Annotated in this window: 18 protein-coding genes; 10 read left to right on the top strand and 8 right to left on the bottom strand. The window is 69.0% G+C overall.

The features are described from left to right. Positions 1–38: 38 nt before the first annotated feature. The 6 genes from DFJ65_RS12405 to ctaE are packed head-to-tail and all read right to left on the bottom strand — an operon-like array spanning position 39 to position 5,620. The gene (locus DFJ65_RS12405) at positions 39–407 is read right to left on the bottom strand and encodes a metallopeptidase family protein (RefSeq protein ID WP_245950226.1); all 369 of its coding nucleotides are present in this window, start codon (positions 405–407) and stop codon (positions 39–41) included. Continuing rightward, the gene (locus tag DFJ65_RS12400) at positions 404–1,201 is read right to left on the bottom strand and encodes a 2-phosphosulfolactate phosphatase (RefSeq protein ID WP_115923275.1); all 798 of its coding nucleotides are present in this window, start codon (positions 1,199–1,201) and stop codon (positions 404–406) included. Before DFJ65_RS12400 ends, DFJ65_RS12405 begins: the two co-directional genes overlap by 4 nt. A gap of 40 nt (positions 1,202–1,241) precedes the next feature. Beyond that, the gene (gene qcrB, locus DFJ65_RS12395) at positions 1,242–3,044 is read right to left on the bottom strand and encodes a cytochrome bc1 complex cytochrome b subunit (RefSeq protein WP_115923274.1); all 1,803 of its coding nucleotides are present in this window, start codon (positions 3,042–3,044) and stop codon (positions 1,242–1,244) included. Next, positions 3,041–4,141 carry a cytochrome bc1 complex Rieske iron-sulfur subunit gene (qcrA, locus tag DFJ65_RS12390; protein WP_115923273.1) on the bottom strand — a complete coding sequence of 367 codons (1,101 nt, stop codon included), beginning with the start codon at positions 4,139–4,141 and terminating at the stop codon, positions 3,041–3,043. The genes qcrB and qcrA overlap by 4 nt, the downstream gene beginning before the upstream one ends. Next, entirely contained in the window at positions 4,141–4,929 is a 789-nt protein-coding gene (gene qcrC, locus DFJ65_RS12385) for a cytochrome bc1 complex diheme cytochrome c subunit (RefSeq protein WP_115923272.1), read from the bottom strand. The genes qcrA and qcrC overlap by 1 nt, the downstream gene beginning before the upstream one ends. 46 nt (positions 4,930–4,975) lie before the next feature. Continuing rightward, positions 4,976–5,620, bottom strand: a complete 645-nt coding sequence (ctaE, locus tag DFJ65_RS12380; protein WP_115923271.1) for an aa3-type cytochrome oxidase subunit III — start codon at positions 5,618–5,620, stop codon at positions 4,976–4,978. A gap of 229 nt (positions 5,621–5,849) precedes the next feature. Here ctaE and DFJ65_RS12375 point away from each other — a divergent pair, with 229 nt between their 5' ends. Then, the gene (locus DFJ65_RS12375; protein WP_115923270.1) at positions 5,850–6,293 is read left to right on the top strand and encodes a response regulator; all 444 of its coding nucleotides are present in this window, start codon (positions 5,850–5,852) and stop codon (positions 6,291–6,293) included. 4 nt (positions 6,294–6,297) lie between these two features. Then, positions 6,298–7,371, top strand: a complete 1,074-nt coding sequence (trpD, locus tag DFJ65_RS12370) for an anthranilate phosphoribosyltransferase (RefSeq protein ID WP_245950221.1) — start codon at positions 6,298–6,300, stop codon at positions 7,369–7,371. A gap of 16 nt (positions 7,372–7,387) precedes the next feature. Here the strand turns inward: trpD and DFJ65_RS12365 are convergent, their stop codons facing one another. Together DFJ65_RS12365 and DFJ65_RS12360 are read right to left on the bottom strand one after the other, a co-directional pair. Then, entirely contained in the window at positions 7,388–7,669 is a 282-nt protein-coding gene (locus DFJ65_RS12365; RefSeq protein ID WP_115923269.1) for an Lrp/AsnC family transcriptional regulator, read from the bottom strand. Further along, the gene (locus DFJ65_RS12360) at positions 7,666–9,393 is read right to left on the bottom strand and encodes a DEDD exonuclease domain-containing protein (protein WP_115923268.1); all 1,728 of its coding nucleotides are present in this window, start codon (positions 9,391–9,393) and stop codon (positions 7,666–7,668) included. Before DFJ65_RS12360 ends, DFJ65_RS12365 begins: the two co-directional genes overlap by 4 nt. Before the next feature lie 221 nt (positions 9,394–9,614). On the opposite strand from DFJ65_RS12360, the gene DFJ65_RS12355 reads away from it, so the two are divergent. The 8 genes from DFJ65_RS12355 to DFJ65_RS12320 are packed head-to-tail and all read left to right on the top strand — an operon-like array spanning position 9,615 to position 15,295. Continuing rightward, positions 9,615–9,848: a hypothetical protein gene (locus DFJ65_RS12355; RefSeq protein ID WP_115923267.1), complete on the top strand. Its 234-nt coding sequence runs from the start codon at positions 9,615–9,617 to the stop codon at positions 9,846–9,848. A gap of 27 nt (positions 9,849–9,875) precedes the next feature. Then, complete coding sequence (locus DFJ65_RS12350) at positions 9,876–10,682, top strand: hypothetical protein (protein ID WP_115923266.1); 807 nt, start codon at positions 9,876–9,878, stop codon at positions 10,680–10,682. 49 nt (positions 10,683–10,731) lie between these two features. Then, the gene (locus DFJ65_RS12345) at positions 10,732–11,175 is read left to right on the top strand and encodes an SRPBCC family protein (RefSeq protein ID WP_115924292.1); all 444 of its coding nucleotides are present in this window, start codon (positions 10,732–10,734) and stop codon (positions 11,173–11,175) included. Then, on the top strand, positions 11,172–12,155 hold the full coding sequence (locus DFJ65_RS12340; protein ID WP_115923265.1) for an ArsA family ATPase: 984 nt from the start codon (positions 11,172–11,174) through the stop codon (positions 12,153–12,155). The genes DFJ65_RS12345 and DFJ65_RS12340 overlap by 4 nt, the downstream gene beginning before the upstream one ends. 8 nt (positions 12,156–12,163) lie before the next feature. Beyond that, positions 12,164–12,658: a hypothetical protein gene (locus tag DFJ65_RS12335; RefSeq protein ID WP_115923264.1), complete on the top strand. Its 495-nt coding sequence runs from the start codon at positions 12,164–12,166 to the stop codon at positions 12,656–12,658. Beyond that, entirely contained in the window at positions 12,655–13,614 is a 960-nt protein-coding gene (locus tag DFJ65_RS12330) for an ROK family glucokinase (RefSeq protein WP_342767516.1), read from the top strand. The genes DFJ65_RS12335 and DFJ65_RS12330 overlap by 4 nt, the downstream gene beginning before the upstream one ends. After that, complete coding sequence (locus DFJ65_RS12325; protein ID WP_115923263.1) at positions 13,611–14,597, top strand: ROK family glucokinase; 987 nt, start codon at positions 13,611–13,613, stop codon at positions 14,595–14,597. Before DFJ65_RS12330 ends, DFJ65_RS12325 begins: the two co-directional genes overlap by 4 nt. After that, positions 14,594–15,295, top strand: coding sequence for an endonuclease/exonuclease/phosphatase family protein (locus DFJ65_RS12320; RefSeq protein ID WP_115923262.1), 702 nt, complete (start codon positions 14,594–14,596; stop codon positions 15,293–15,295). Before DFJ65_RS12325 ends, DFJ65_RS12320 begins: the two co-directional genes overlap by 4 nt. Positions 15,296–15,376: the final 81 nt, after the last annotated feature.

Raw genomic sequence — 15,376 nt, 5'->3', positions numbered from 1 at the left:
GGGGCCCTTCTTCATGTGTTGCAGGTGGGAGGGGCTGGTCAGCCCCAGCCCAGCTCGTGCAGCCGGTCGTCGTCGATACCGAAGAAGTGGCCGATCTCGTGCAGAGTGGTGACGCGGATCTGCTCGACCAACTCGTCCCGGTCACGGCTGTGCCGTGTCAGCGGACCCTGGAACAGGTAGATCCGGTCGGGCATCGAGCCGTACAGGTAGCTGTCCATCCGGGCAGGCAGTGGGACGCCGACGTACAACCCGAGCAGGTCAGCGTGTTCGGGCTTCTGTTCCGGGGTGGGCTCGTCCTCGATGAGGAAGACGACGTTCTCCAGCCGGTCCAGCAGGTCCTGCGGGATCTCGTCGAGCGCGTCGGCGACAGCGTCCTCGAACTCCTCGCGGGTCAGCGGCTGCGTCACGTGAGCTGACGGGGCTTCCGGGTCGCTTGGAACGCGCCGTCGACCAGGATCGGCACGCCGTTGCTGGCGTTGAGCTGGCCGATCAGGTTGACGTCGTCGCCGTAGCCGAGGGCGATGAGTTCGATACCGCTGCTGATGGTCTTCAGCCGGCCGGCGAGAGTGCGCTTCACGGCGCGGTACGCGTCGACGGCGACCTCGGCTTCGGGGGAGCGGGACTCGGCCGGGAAGGCGCACAGAATGGCGCCTGCGCCCCAGAGGTCCTCGCTGGCGACGCGCATCGTGCCGTCGGGCCAGCGTTCCCCGGCGGAGACCACGAGCACTTCGCCGCCGCGGGCCAGGTGGTCGGCGGCGTAGTCACCGACGGCACGGGCGTTGCGCAGGCAACCGACGACGACCTCCGCGCCGGTCTCGGCCAGCGAGGCGCTGATCGTGGAGCCGTTGGGTGAGGGCAGCACCAGCGCCTTGAACGGCTCGGCGGCGAGGATCGACGCGGGGGAGAGGGAGAGTTGGCCGGGTGGGTCTCCGACGCCCCGGTGATGCCGCTGGCTGGCCAGGATGGCGCCGGTGCGTTCGGCCAGCCGGGCCGCACCGGTGTCGCGCCAGCGGTAGGGGTAGACGACGGCGCCGCGGTCGGTGGCCATGGAGACGCAGGTGCTGAAACTGCACACGTCGACCACGACCGCCAGCAGCGGAGCTTTCGCTTCGCTGGCGATGTACCGGGCGCCGGATCCGCCCCAGACGCACCGAACCGGCCAATTGCCTTGGAGGAGAGCGGGGTTGTGCTCGTTCTTCATCAACAATCAGCCGGTCGGTTGGGACTGGTCCCCGGGGGGATCAGTGAGTGTCGCTGGTTTCGCGGTTGTTGAACGCGTTGTTCGCGCCAACTTCCTGCGCGGCGCCGGCGCCGCGGAAGTGGCCGAAGGTCGGCTCCTTCGCTCCGGCGATGGCGGCCTGCTCCAGCTCGGCCTCGATACCGTGCGCCTCGTGGTGCTCGGCGGCGAGCTCGGCCGGGGTGACCGGCTCGATGCGGTCGCTGAAGTAGAAGTTCGACAACTTCGCGCGCAGCTTGTCCTTGCGGGCAGCCTTGCGACGCACACCGTTCTCGTCGGTCGCCGGACCGATCTCGATCGGACGGTGGGCGGTGAACGACACCAGCGGCCAGCGCTTGAACTCGTCGATAGGTTCGTGCGCCTCGAAGAAGCGCCCCTCGGCGGTGCGGACGATGCGTCCGGACTCACGTCCGTGCAGGACGAGGTCGCGGTCGCGACGCTGCAGGCTGAGGCAGATGCGCTTGGTCACCCAGAACGCGATCACCGGGCCGACGAAGACCATGATCCGGAAGAAGTTGGTGATGTCGTTGATCGACAGGTGCAACTTGATCGCCATGAGGTCGTTACCGGCAGCGAACATCAACACGAAGTAGAACGTGATGAAGGCCATGCCGATCGCGGTGCGCGTCGGAGCGTTGCGCGGACGGTCGAGCAGGTGGTGCTCCTCGGTGTCGCCGGTGACCCAGCGCTCCAGGAACGGGTAGATACCCATCGCGGTCCACATCAACGGGATCAACAGGATCGATCCGATGAAGATGTTGAAGCTGAAGGTGTGGCCGAGGAGGGTGAACTCCAGGAAGCCCGGCAACAGTCGCAACGCACCGTCGGCGAACGCCATGTACCAGTCGGGCTGCGAACCGGCCGTGACCTGCGTCGGTTCGTACGGGCCGTACAACCAGATCGGGTTCATGCTCACCAGACCCGAGATGAGGGCGATGATGCCGAAAACGATGAAGAAGAAGCCACCCGCCTTCGCGGTGTAGACCGGCATCAGCGGGAAGCCGACGACGTTCTTCTCGGTGCGACCGGGGCCGGGGTACTGGGTGTGCTTGTGCACCATCACCAGCAGGATGTGAGCGGTGAACAGGCCCACCAGGATGGCCGGGAGCAACAGCACGTGGACGGTGAACAGGCGGGGGATGATCGCCTCGCCCGGGAATCCGCCACCGAACAAGCCGTACGAGATGTACGTGCCGATCACCGGGATCGTGAGGATGAAGCCCTGCGCGGCGCGCAGACCCGTGCCGGACAGCAGGTCGTCCGGCAGGGAATAGCCGGCGAAGCCCTCGATCATCGCGAGCAGGAACAGCAGCAGGCCGATGACCCAGTTGATCTCACGCGGCTTGCGGAACGCTCCGGTGAAGAACACGCGGAACATGTGCAGCATGATCGCGACGATGAAGATCAGCGCGCCCCAGTGGTGCATCTGACGGATGAGCAGACCGCCGCGCACGTCCATCGAGATGTCGATGGTCGACTTGAACGCCTCGGACATCGGGACGCCCTGCATCGGGACGTACGAACCGTCGTAGACGGTGTGGCCCATGCTCGGCACGAACCAGAAGGTGAGGAAGGTGCCGGTGATCAGCACGACGATCATCGAGTACATCGCGATCTCGCCGAGCATGAACGACCAGTGGTCGGGGAAGACCTTCTTCATCAGGAACTTCGCGGCGCCACCGGCTCCGGTGCGCTCGTCGACCCAGTTGGAGAGGGCGCCGACAGCGCCACCCCCAGACTTCTTCGGGGCGTCGGTGCGGTCGTCGGCGCGCAGAGCGTCGGCCGGACGGTTGGTGGAGGTACTCATGCGCGCTCCCAGAAGCTCGGGCCGACAGGCTCGGCGAAGTCGCCGTCGCCGACCAGGTAACCCTCGTCGTCGACGGAGATCTTCAGCTGCGGCAGCGGACGCTTGGCCGGACCGAAGATGACCTTGCAGTCCTCGGTCATGTCGAAAGTGGACTGGTGACACGGGCACAGCAGGTGGTGGGTCTGCTGCTCGTACAACCCGACCGGGCAACCGACGTGGGTGCAGATCTTGGAGTAGGCGACCACGCCGCCGATGCCCCAGTCACGCTGCTTCTGCGACTTGATCTTGTTCTCGTCGAGGCTGACCAGGATGACGGACGCCTTGACCTTCTCGTTCAGCGGGTGCTCGGTGTCGTTGATGCCTTCGGGCAGCACGTGGAACACCGATCCGAGGGTGACGTCGGACAGCCGGATCGCCGTGCCGTCGGGGTCGCGCATCAGGCGGCGGTTCTGGCCGTTGAGCTTGACGCCCCAGAGCGTCTTCTCCAGGTCTTGACGCGGCATCGGACCGAACGATCCGAGCAACTGCAGGCCGAGGGGGAGCGCGAACAACCCGAGGGCGCCACCGAGCGACATCTTGATCAGCGGGCGGCGCAGGATCTGCGTGGTCTGACCGGCCTCGGCCAGCGTCGCGACGACGCTGGCGCGTGTCTCGTCGTCGGAACGCAGCGGGTGGCGCTCCTCGACGACTTCCTCGTCGGACATGAGGGTCTTGGCCCAGTGCACGGCGCCGAGACCGATGAACAGGATCGACAGGCCGAGGGTGACACCGAGGGCGGTGTGCAGCGCAGCGACCTTGCCGGACAGCGGCAGAGTGACGGTGGCGTCCTCGTCGATCGCGAAGTAGCTCACGATGAACAGGATCGTGAACAGCATCGACAGGCCGAACATCGTGACGACCTGGAGTTCGGACCGCTTGGCGGCCTTCTCGTCGCTGTCACCGTGTCGGTGGATGTGCGGAGGGAGTCCCGGGTTCTCGAACTGCTCCGGGAGGTCGGCGTGCGCGGCGACGGCGGTGCCATGACCGTGTCCGTCGGCGGAGCCCGGAACGACTTCGTGGGTCACTGAGGGTTCCTTGTCAGGGGTGTGTTCTGTCATCACGCTGCCTTCTTGCCCAGCCAGACGGCGGCACCGATCAGGAGGCCGATGAAGATGGTCCAGGCGAACAGGCCGTCGGCGACCGGGCCGAGGTTGCCGAGGGTGTGGCCGCCGGGGGAGGCCTCGCTCTCGATGTTCTTCAGATAGCTGATGATGTCCTTCTTGTCCTGCGGCGACAGGTTGCTGTCGTTGAAGACCGGCATCGACTGCGGGCCGGTGAGCATCGCCTCGTAGATGTGGCGCTCGTTGACCTTCATCAGCGACGGGGCGTACTTGCCGCGGGTCAGCGCGCCACCCGAACCGGCGAAGTTGTGGCACATCGCGCAGTTGACGCGGAACAGCTCGCCACCCTTGGCGATGTTGCCACCGGTGGAGGCGTACTCCTTGCTCGGCACGGCTGGGCCCTCGCCGAGCGAGGCGACGTAGGCGGCGAGCGCGGCGGTCTCCTGCGAGCTGAACTGCGGCACGTTGCGTCCGGCCTGGACTCCCGGCTGCTGCATCGGCATACGGCCGGTGCCGACCTGGAAGTCGACGGCAGCGGCGCCCACACCGACCAGCGAGGGCCCGTTGGGACCACCGGCGGCCGAGGTGCCGTGGCAGCTGGCGCAGTTGGACAGGAAGAGCTGCTTGCCTTCGCTGATCTGGTCGGCGGAAGCCACACCCGTAGCGGACGCGTCGGCGTTCTTCGGTGCGAACACCGCGTACAGGCCGCCGGTCAAGACCAGGCCGAGCAGAAGCACGACCAGAAGAGCCGCTGGGTGCCGGCGGCGGGCGGCGAGGGAACTCACGAGCTTTGTCCTGTCGTCGGGTGGGCGGATGGAATGTAGGAGACGGTCACTTCAGCAGGTAGATCGTTGCGAACAAGGCGATCCACACGACGTCGACGAAGTGCCAGTAGTACGAGGTCACGATGGCGCCGGTGGCCTGGTGGTGGGTGTAGCGGCGGGTCGTGAAGGTGCGGCCGATGATCAGCAGGAACGCGACCAGGCCCGCGGTCACGTGCAGACCGTGGAAGCCGGTGGTCATGTAGAACATCGAGCCGTAGGCGTCGGAGTCGATCGAGATTCCCTCGGAGAACATCTCGGAGTACTCCAGCACCTGCCCCGACACGAAGATCGCGCCGAAGATGTAGGTGAGGGTGTACCACTCGCGCATGCCCCACTTGCCGACCTGCAGCAGCGAGCCGGTGCGGGCCGGCTGACCGGCTTCGGCCTTGAAGACACCGAGCTGGCACCACACCGACGAGATCACGAGAATCAGGGTGTTGATGGTCGCGAACGGAACGTTCAGCGAGTCGGTGCGTTCGGCCCACAGGTCAGGGGTCACGGCGCGGATCGTGAAGTACATCGCGAACAGGCCGGCAAAGAACATCAGCTCGCTGGAGAGCCACACCATCGTTCCGACGGCGGTCATGTTCGGCCGGGTCACCGCGTGGTTTGTTCCGGGGGAGCTCGAGGGAGCCGTAGTTGCTGTCGCCACATCGCCATTATGGCCCCATCGTGGTGTGCGCGTGTGAGCGACCCCCGTTTTAGTCCAAGGTCCGTGCGTCCAACGATCGACGGTTGCCTTTGGTGCCCGGCTTCGTTCTCGCAGAACCAGCTGCGTGGCCGCGCGATTGTCGGATGGTTCCCGGCCCGCGGGGCTCCTGCTCGTGCCGACATCGGGTGCTGCGCCCGGCCGCGCGCGGGCTGTCGGTAGCATCAGCAGCATGAGTTCCAACGTCCCGGTTCCGGCGGCCCAAGCCGCGCGCTCGGAGCAGGCCTCCGGCCCCCGTCAGCTCTCGGTACTGCTCTACAGCGATGACAGTGCGACCCGGGACGCCGTGCGCGTCGGTGCGGGTCGCCGTCCGGCCAAGGACGTCGAGATCGTCTCCTGGCGCGAGTGCGCCACCGCTGCTGCTGTGATCGACGCGGTCGAGAAGGAGCACTACGACCTGTTGATCCTCGACGGCGAGGCCGCGCCCACCGGTGGTCTCGGCCTGACCCGACAGTTGAAGAACGAGATTGAGGACTGCCCCAAGGTGCTGGTGCTCACCGGCCGCCCGGCGGACGGGTGGCTCGCCTCCTGGTCGCAGGCCGAAGCGGCGGTGCCGCACCCGATCGACCCGCTCGTGCTCGCCAACACGATCGCGACGCTCGCGCGTCAGGCCTGACCGCGTGGTGGCGGCACCCGGCACCGAACACACGTGGTCCGAGGTCCTCAACACCTTGACCACCGGCCACGACCTCGACGTCCAGCAGGCGTCATGGGCAATGGACCAGATCATGTCCGGCAATGCGTCCGAGTCACAGCTCGGCGCGTTCCTTGCTGCGCTTCGCGCCAAGGGCGAGACCGTCGCGGAACTGCGCGGCTTGGCCGACCAGATGATCGAGCACGCCCAGCCGATCTCGATCGAGGGCGAGACGCTCGACATCGTCGGCACCGGCGGTGACCGCGCACACACCGTGAACATCTCGTCGATGTCGTCGATCGTGTGCGCCGGCGCCGGCGCGAAGATCGTCAAGCACGGCAACCGGGCATCGTCCTCCTCGTCCGGCGCGGCCGACGTCATGGAGGCGCTCGGAGTGCGGCTCGACCTCACTCCGGCGCAGGTGAAGCAGGTCGTCGACACCGCCGGCATCACCTTCTGCTTCGCCCAGACCTTCCACCCGAGCATGCGCTTCGCGGCCGCGGCTCGGCGCGACATGGGCATCCCGACCGCGTTCAACGTGCTCGGTCCGATGACCAACCCCGCCAACCCGCGATACCGCGCCGTCGGTGTCGCCGACCCGCGGGTTGCACCGCTGGTCGCGGGTGTCTTCGCCGAGCGTGGCCAGCAGGCAGCGGTCTTCCGCGGCGACGACGGTCTCGACGAGCTCACCCTGTCGACCACCTCGACGGTCTGGTGGGTGCGCGACGGTGAGATCTCGCAGCACACGCTCGACCCGGTGGCGCTCGGTCTGTCGCGCGCGCCGCTGGAAGACCTGCGTGGCGGCGACGCCACGTACAACGCGCAGGTGGTGCGCGACGTGCTGGCCGGTGCGACCGGACCGGTGCGCGACGCCGTGCTGCTCAACTCGGGGATCGCGTTGGCCGTCGTGGCGGCGGGGCAGGGCCCCGGACGGTTCGGAGCGGACAACGATCTCGACGCCGCCGTGCGCCGCGGGATCGCCCGCGCCGCCGAGTCGATCGACGGCGGAGCAGCGGCGGCCGCGCTGCAGCGCTGGACCGACGCGACCCACGCAGCCTGACGGCTCTTCGTCCGGTCTACTCGTCGAGGCCGAGCGCGAAGGCTGCGCCCAGGTCGTCCTTGGAGTAGGTGCGGAACGCGATGTGGGTGCGCGAGTCGATCACGCCTTCGACCTTGTTCAACCGGTCGGCGATGACGTCGGCGAACTCCTCGTGGCGGGCCACCTTCGCGACCGCGATGAGGTCGACATCGCCGGTCACCGAGTAGACCTCGCAGATGCCGTCGATCTCGGCGATCGCCTGGGCGACCTCGGGGATGCGGTGGACGTCGGCGCTGATGAGGACGATGGCGGAGATCACCCGGCCACCCTAGCGCCGCCGCCCGAACCGGCGTCCATCAACCGCTCCAACCGGTTGCGAGAGCCTCCGGCACCGTTGACCGGGCAGACCCACACCCCTTCGGTGTGCACGATGCGCACGCCCGGTTGCTCGAGCCAGTGCAGCACCCGCTCGGTCTCCTCGGTGAGGGCCGCCGGCGCGGGTGCGACCGGGGCCGCGACGACCTCGGCGGTCTCGCGCAGCGCGGCGATGTAGGGCATCGGGTCGGCGCCCCTGGGGGTGAGCGTCGTGCCGGCGAACCGGCCGTATCGGATGCACACGACCTCCCATCCGCCCAGGGCGCCGGGCCGGGCGGCCACCACTTCCGGGGTGCGTGCCAGCGGGTCGAGGCGTTGGGCGCGAGCCGCACCCCGCACGAACGCGAGCAGGCGGTCGCGGACCGCGGCGGCATCCTCGTACCGACCTTGTGCACCGAGCGCGTTCATCCGGTCGAGCAGCGCGTCGACCACCGGTCGGGCATCGGCGGTCAGCATCGAGCGAGCCTCGTCGGCGATCGCGGCGTAGTCGTCGACCGACTGCTGTCCGATGCACGGGGCGCCGCACTTGCCGAGGTCGAACAGCGCACACGCGGTAGAATCGCCCTTGCGGCTGAGACGTTTGGTGCAGCGACGCAGCGGAAGCACGTCGTGCAGAGCGGTCATCGCGAGTTCGGCGGCGGCCTTCGAACCGAACGGGCCGACGTAGCCCGGGCTGTCGTCGCGCACGCTGGAGACCACCGACAACCGGGGGAACGCCTCGTCGGTGAGCTTCAGCCAGACGGCGCGCTCGGGGTAGCGCGACCGTCGGTTGAAGCGCGGCTTGTGCTCGGCGATCAGCCGCAGCTCGCGCACCTGAGCCTCCAGCGCCGTCTGGCACACCACCGGCGTGACCTCCTCGGCCAGCCGCACCATGTCGCGCATCCGTGCGCGCTTCTCGCTCTCGGTGAAGTAGCTGCGCACCCGCTTGCGGATGTCGACCGAGGTGCCGACGTACAGCGCCTGACCGTTCGCGTCCTTGAAGACGTAGACGCCGGGCGCGCTCGGGAGATCGTCGGCGAGCACCCGTTTGCGCCGCTGCCCGGGAGTGACCCGCTTGCTGTAGGTCTGCAGCTCCTCGAGGCTGTGCACCCCCAGATTGCCGACGCGATCGATCAGGGCATGCAGCACATCGACGGTGGCGCGGGCGTCGTGCAACGCGCGGTGGTCGGGCGTCGTGGTCGTGCCGAACAACGAGGCGAGGGTGCCGAGCTTGCGGTTGGGGGCTTCGTCGGCGGTGACGAGTTGCCGGGCCAGGTGAGCGGTGTCGACCACAGCGGGCCGCGGCCACTGCTCGCCGGTCTCTCGACAGGCCGCCTTGAGGAAGCCCACGTCGTAGGGCGCGTTGTGGGCGACCACGACGCCCTCACCGAGGAACTCGAGGAACGACCCGAGCACCCGGTCGATGCGGGGCGCGCTCGCCACCATCGCGTTGCTGATGCCGGTGAGCACCGACACGAACGCCGGGATCGGCTCACCGGGGCGCACGAGCGTCTGGAACTCGCCGAGCACGACACCACCGCGCACCTTGACCGCCCCGATCTCGGTGATGTTGCTGCCGGCCGGCTTGCCGCCGGTGGTCTCGAGGTCGAGCACCACGAAGGTGACCTCGGACAGCGGGGTGCCGAGATCGTCGAGGGTGCCCTGGACGGCGACCGGCGTGGTGTGCATGTCACGGACGTTAGGCGCCGGCACCGACAACCTCGCGAAACCACGCGGGTGGCGTCGTGACAGCGTCGTGGTCGGGGATGTTGTCGGTGGTCGCGCCTAGCGTCGGGGGCAGCTGGAAATCGGCCCGTCGAACACCGGACGATCCAGCAGGTACGAACCAACATTTGTGAAACCAGCACGAACCTCACGCACGACCTGAGAAGACCTGAAGGAGGGTCAGAATGCACATCGACTGCCAGACCTGCCCCGTCCGTGAACGGATGTGCGGCGACTGCATGGTGGCGCACCTCTTCACGCTCGAGCCTCCCCGCCGGTTGCCCGCCGAGGCGCCGACGCTCGACCGATCCGAGCGCGCCGCGCTCGACATGTTCGTCACTCTCGGCCTGGTCGACCGGGCCGATCTCGACGACGTGCGCATCGACGTCGACGACCGTCCGCTGCGGTCTGTCGGCTGACCTGTCGGCGGCTGCGACGATGGGCCCATGAACCGCCCGCTCGATCGTCGTGCCGTGCTGCGCTCGGCAGGGCTGTTCGGGCTGTTCGGGCTGGTCGGCGGCGGTTCGGTGCTCGCGGCATGTGCGAGCGAGCCCGCAGGCGAAAGGGTGCGGGTCGACGGTGACGTCGACCGGGCGCTGCTCGACGCGATCGATGCGGAGGCGCAGACGGCGGCCCGCTCGGTGATCGACTTCTGGGGTCCCGGGGCGGTGTGGCGTGGCGGCGCACAGGCCCGCGTGCGGGTCTTCACCGACCAGGCCGGCTTCGTCGCGGCCGGTGGTGACCCCGACGAATCGGCGGTCACCGCCACCACCACGCAGGACGGCATCGTGTTGGTCGCGCCGCAACTGGCGCGTGCGGCGTCCGGTGCGCGGGTGTTCGTGCTGACCCACGAACTCACCCACGTCCGGCTCGGGGTGCGGTCTGCCGCGCAGCACTGGGTCGCCGAGGGTGCGGCCGAACTCACCGCACTCGACGCCTCGGGCAGGACGTTGACCACCTACGCCCCGACCCTCGTCGCCCGGGTGAAGTCCGCGCAGGTGCCGGGCGGGCCGCCGGACGACGGCGAACTGTCCGCGACGGCGTCCGATCTGCGAAGCGCCTACCAGCGCGCCTGCGCCTACAGCCGCTTTCTGCTCGCCCGCTCCGGCGCCGCGCACTACCGGGCATGGGTCGAGGCCGCGCTGGCCGGTGCGACATCTCCCGACTTCAGTGGCACCTTCGGCGGCTCGCCGCAGTCGCTGAGCGCCGCCTTCAGGCAATGGCTGACCGGCCAGGTCGACGCCGGCAAGTAGTCGACGCCGGTTCGTGGCCTTCGGTGACGGCGCCGATAGGGTGGCGGCCATGGCCGACAGCACCCAGTCCTCGATCGACATCGCAGCCGACCCGGCAACCGTCCTCGACATCATCGCCGACTTCGAGGCGTACCCCGAGTGGGCGACGCAGGTGAAGCGCGCCGAGGTGCTCTCCGAGGACGACCTCGGGTGGCCGCTCCAGGTCGAGTTCGAGCTCGACGCCGCCCCGATCCGCGCGAGCTACGTGTTGGAGTACGACTGGGACGTGACCGAGGACGGCACCGGCACCGTCGACTGGCACCTCGTCAGCTCCGACCTGCTCAAGGGGCTCGACGGCACCTACACGATCACTGCGGTCGGTGACGGGTGCGCCGTCAACTACAAGCTCGCGGTGGCGCTCAAGCTGCCGGTCATCGGTGCGCTGCGCAACAAGGCGGAGCGCACCATCATCGACACCGCGCTCGACGGACTGAGGAAGCGCGCCGAGGGGTGATCCCACGGTTGTTGCTGGTCGGTGGGCCGGGTGGTTCCGGGTCGTCGACGTGGGCCGCCAGGCTCGCCGATTCCTGGGCAGAACAAGGCCACCGGGTCGCAGTCACCGCCGTCGATCCGGTGTTCGGGGCGCACCGGCTGGTCACCCATAAGGGGTCGGCCCTGGTGCGGCACCACCCGCAGTTGCCGGCGGCGCTGCAGTCCGCGGCCAGGTCGTGGCGGTTCGATCCGTTCGTCGCGCAGGAACTACTGCATCGCCTCGACGGGGCGGCCGTGCTCTGGCAGTTGCCGGAACTTCTCGACCGGTTCGACCGGGTCGTCGTCGACGCCGGGGCCACCCTCGGCCGGCTGCTGCTGACCGCGCACGCCCTGCCCTGGGCCCTCGACGAGGCCGGACCGTTGCACGGCGGTTGGTTGCGGGCGACCCGTCCGGTCACCGCGCTCGCGATGGGCGGAGCCGCCATCGGCAAGGCGGGCGGGGAGCAGCTTGCCGCGGTCACCCGACGCGCGGAAGAACTCTCCCAGGTGGTGATCTCGGGGGAGACGGCTGTGGTTCTTTCGTCCGGGGCACCGGCGGAGAAGGTGCGGCACGCGGCGGCCGCGGTGTCGCTGGCCCAAGCCCGGCTGGGTGCGACGGTCGGCGCCGCCAGCGACGAACGCCTCGACGGGGCACCGCACGCCCCGCACCTGCCGCACTGGGTCGACCTGCCGACCGGGTGGGACACCGACCTCGCCGACCCCGACCGTGACGTCGAGATCAGGGGAGGGGCTCGCGGCGACGAAGTGCTGTGGCGGATCCCCTTGCCGTTCAACAGTTTTGAGGAGATCGACTTGGAGCAGTCTGCCGCGCGGCTGGTGATCGGTGCGCACGGGCATCGGCGCACCTTCGTGCTTCCCTCCTTGTTGTCGCGGTACGTCGCCGATCGGGCCAACCTGCGACACGGCATCCTTGAAGTGACCTTCCGGCCAGAGAACGCGTAGGAACAGCAGTGAGTGAGAAGTCCGACCCGACGGCAACCGACACCGGCTCCGTCGCCGACGAGGCGATGAAGTTGATGGAGTCGCTGGGCATGTGGGCTGCAACTGCGGGGCACTCGACAGATGCTCCGCCCAAGGAATCGATGCGCGACGATTCGCCCGGTCAGCCCGACGCCGGTGCGTCGGGCGCGCCGTCCGGCTCGGGCTGCGACTGCGGCCCGACGGCGCATTTCCCGGCGGTCTGCAAGGTGTGCCCGGTGTGCCGGGTCGGAGCCTTCCTCGAAGGGCTGAGCCCCGAGGTGATGGAGCGTTTCGCCGACATCATCGCGATGGTGGCCGGCAGCCTGCAGGCGGTTGCGCAGCAGCGCCGCGCGCAGGCCGATGCGGCGACCTCCGCGCCGGACGCAGCCGCTGCGGCGACGCGGCCGAGCACCCGCAAGGTGCGGGTCACCGGCGACGCGCCGGGCGGGGAGGAAGCCGTCGACCCGTCCGGGTCGGCAGAATGACCCCCGTGAATCCCACCATCGGTATCGACATCGGCGGCACGAAGATCGCGGGCGGACTCATCGCACCCGACGGGGAGATCCTGCGTCGCGCCCGGCGTGAGTCGCCCGCCCAGGACGTCGACCGTCTCGCCGACTCGGTCGCCGACCTGATCACCGAACTGTCGGACGGTGTCGAGGTCGAGCGGGCCGGCGTCGCCTGCGCCGGTTACATCGACAAGGCGGGCACCACCGTGTTGTTCTCGCCCAACCTGGCCTGGCGTGACGAACCTCTGAAGGAGCGTCTGGAGCAACGGGTCTCGGTCACCGTCACGATCGAGAACGATGCGAACGCCGCGGCCTACGGCGAGTTCAAGCACGGCGCCGGCATCGGCGTCGACGACATGATGATGCTGACGATCGGCACCGGCGTCGGTGGCGCGGTCATCATCGGCGGACGGCTGTTCCGCGGGTCGTACGGCATCGCGGCCGAGGTGGGGCACATGCGGGTCGTGCCCGACGGCATCCGCTGCGGGTGCGGCAATCGCGGCTGCCTGGAGAGTTACGGCAGCGGCACCGCCCTGGTGCGTGAGGCCCGGGCGCTGGTCGCCGGGGCGTCGCCGTACGGTGCGACGCTGCGCGAGCGTTGCGGCGGCAACGCCGACCGGCTCGAGGGCAAGCACGTCACCCAGGCCGCCGAGGACGGCGACCCCGCGGCCGTCGAACTGCTCGCCGATCTCGGACGGTGGATCGGTGAGGGAGCCGCGTCGATGGCGGCCATCGTCGACCCGGCCCGGTTCGTCGTCGGCGGGGGCGTTGCCGACGCCGGCGACCTGCTGCTCGAGCCCATCCGGGAGGGTTACGCGCGCCAACTGACCGGGCGCGGACACCGTCCGGTCGCGACCTTCGAGGCGGCCCGACTCGGCAACGACGCCGGCATGGTCGGCGCCGCGGCACTGGTGCGAACGGAGCAGCGATGAGCAACGACCTCGCGATCGGCATCGACATCGGCGGCACGAAGGTGGCCGGAGGTGTCGTCGACGGGGAAGGCCGGGTCATCGCCCGTGCCCGCCGCGACACACCGCACCGGTCGACCGCCCCGCACGTCGTCGAGGACGTCATCGTCGACGCCGTCAAGGAGTTGCTGGCCGCCGCGCCCAGCCGTCCGGTGGCCATCGGCATCGGCGCCGCCGGATTCGTGTCGTCCGACCGGGCGACCGTTGTCTTCGCCCCGCACCTGTCATGGCGGCACGAACCGCTGCGCGAGGCCCTGCGCCAACGCATCGACCTGCCGGTGTTCGTCGACAACGACGCGAATGCGTCGTGCTGGGCGGAGTGGCGCTTCGGTGCGGTGCGGCAGGAGTCGCACGTGGTGATGGTCAACCTCGGCACCGGCATCGGCGGCGCGATCCTCACCGACGGGCAGATGCAGCGCGGACGGTTCGGAATTGCCGGGGAGTTCGGGCACATGCAGGTGGTGCCGGACGGGCACCGCTGCGAGTGCGGAAACCGTGGTTGTTGGGAGCAGTACGCGAGCGGCAATGCGCTGGTGCGCGAAGCGCGTTCGATGATCGCAGCCAACTCCCCGATGGCCGCCGACATGGCCGCCATGGTCGACGGTGACCCGACGAAGTTGACCGGACCGATGATCACCGAGGCGGCCCAGGGCGGCGATTCGACCGCCGAGGAACTCCTCGCCGAGATCGGCACCTGGCTCGGGGTCGGCCTGGCGAACCTGGCCAACGCCTTCGACCCCGGGGCCTTCGTCATCGGCGGGGGAGTCAGCGCGGCCGGCCCGATGCTGCTCGACCCGGCGAAGGCGTCGTTCCGGCGCCACCTCTCCGGACGCGGTTACCGCCCCGAAGCGCGCATCGTGAAGGCCCAACTGAGCAACGAGGCCGGTCTGGTCGGCGCCGCCGATCTGGCCCGCACCGAGGTCGAGCAGGCAGGTGGAGCGCAGTGAGTGAGGTGCGTCCCGGCCATGTGCTGCGGGTGGTGTCGTACAACGTGCGGGCCTTCAAGGACGACACGGACGCGCTCGTCGACCTGGTGCGCATGATGGACCCCGACGTGTTGCTCGTGCAGGAAGCGCCCCGGCACCCCTTCGCCGGCCACCGCATCGCGCGTTTCGCGCAGCAGTGCGGGTTGACCTGGAGCGACGGCAAGCGCGGCTGGATGAGCACCACCTTGTTGACGAGCCTGCGGGTGCACCTGCACGACTGCGTGCATCGCAACCTGGTGGTGCGCAAGGGTGACGAACCGCGCGGCTACGCGCTGGCGACGGTCAGCCTCCCCGGGCACCGTCCGGTGCATGTCGCGAGCCTGCACATGTCGCTGCGTTCGGACGAGCGCAAGCTGCAGGCCGACACGGTGCTGGGCGCGCTGCAACCCGACGCGATGCCCGCGATCATCGGCGGTGACCTCAACGAGACCCCGGGCCACGACGTGTGGAAGTTGTTCGGCCAGACCCTGCACGAGGCGACCCCGGACGCGTTCACCTTCCCCTCCACCGGCCCGGTGAAGCGGATCGACGCCATCTTCGCGTCGACGTCGTTGCCCCACTCGCAGCCGTTGTTCGCCCTCGACCCGGCGCAGCTCGCCCGCGCGACCGACCACCTGCCGATCTACGCGGACTTCGATCTCAGTTCCCTCGCGAAATAGTGCGACGAACGAGCAGAGCGAGCCTTCCGCCCTGTCAGTGGTGGCACCCACCGGACCACAACGGAAGGCTCACGAGGCGAG

The organism is Calidifontibacter indicus, from assembly GCF_003386865.1.
Classification (GTDB): Bacteria; Actinomycetota; Actinomycetes; order Actinomycetales; family Dermatophilaceae; genus Yimella; species Yimella indica.
This window is presented reverse-complemented; position numbering and strand designations above follow the sequence as displayed.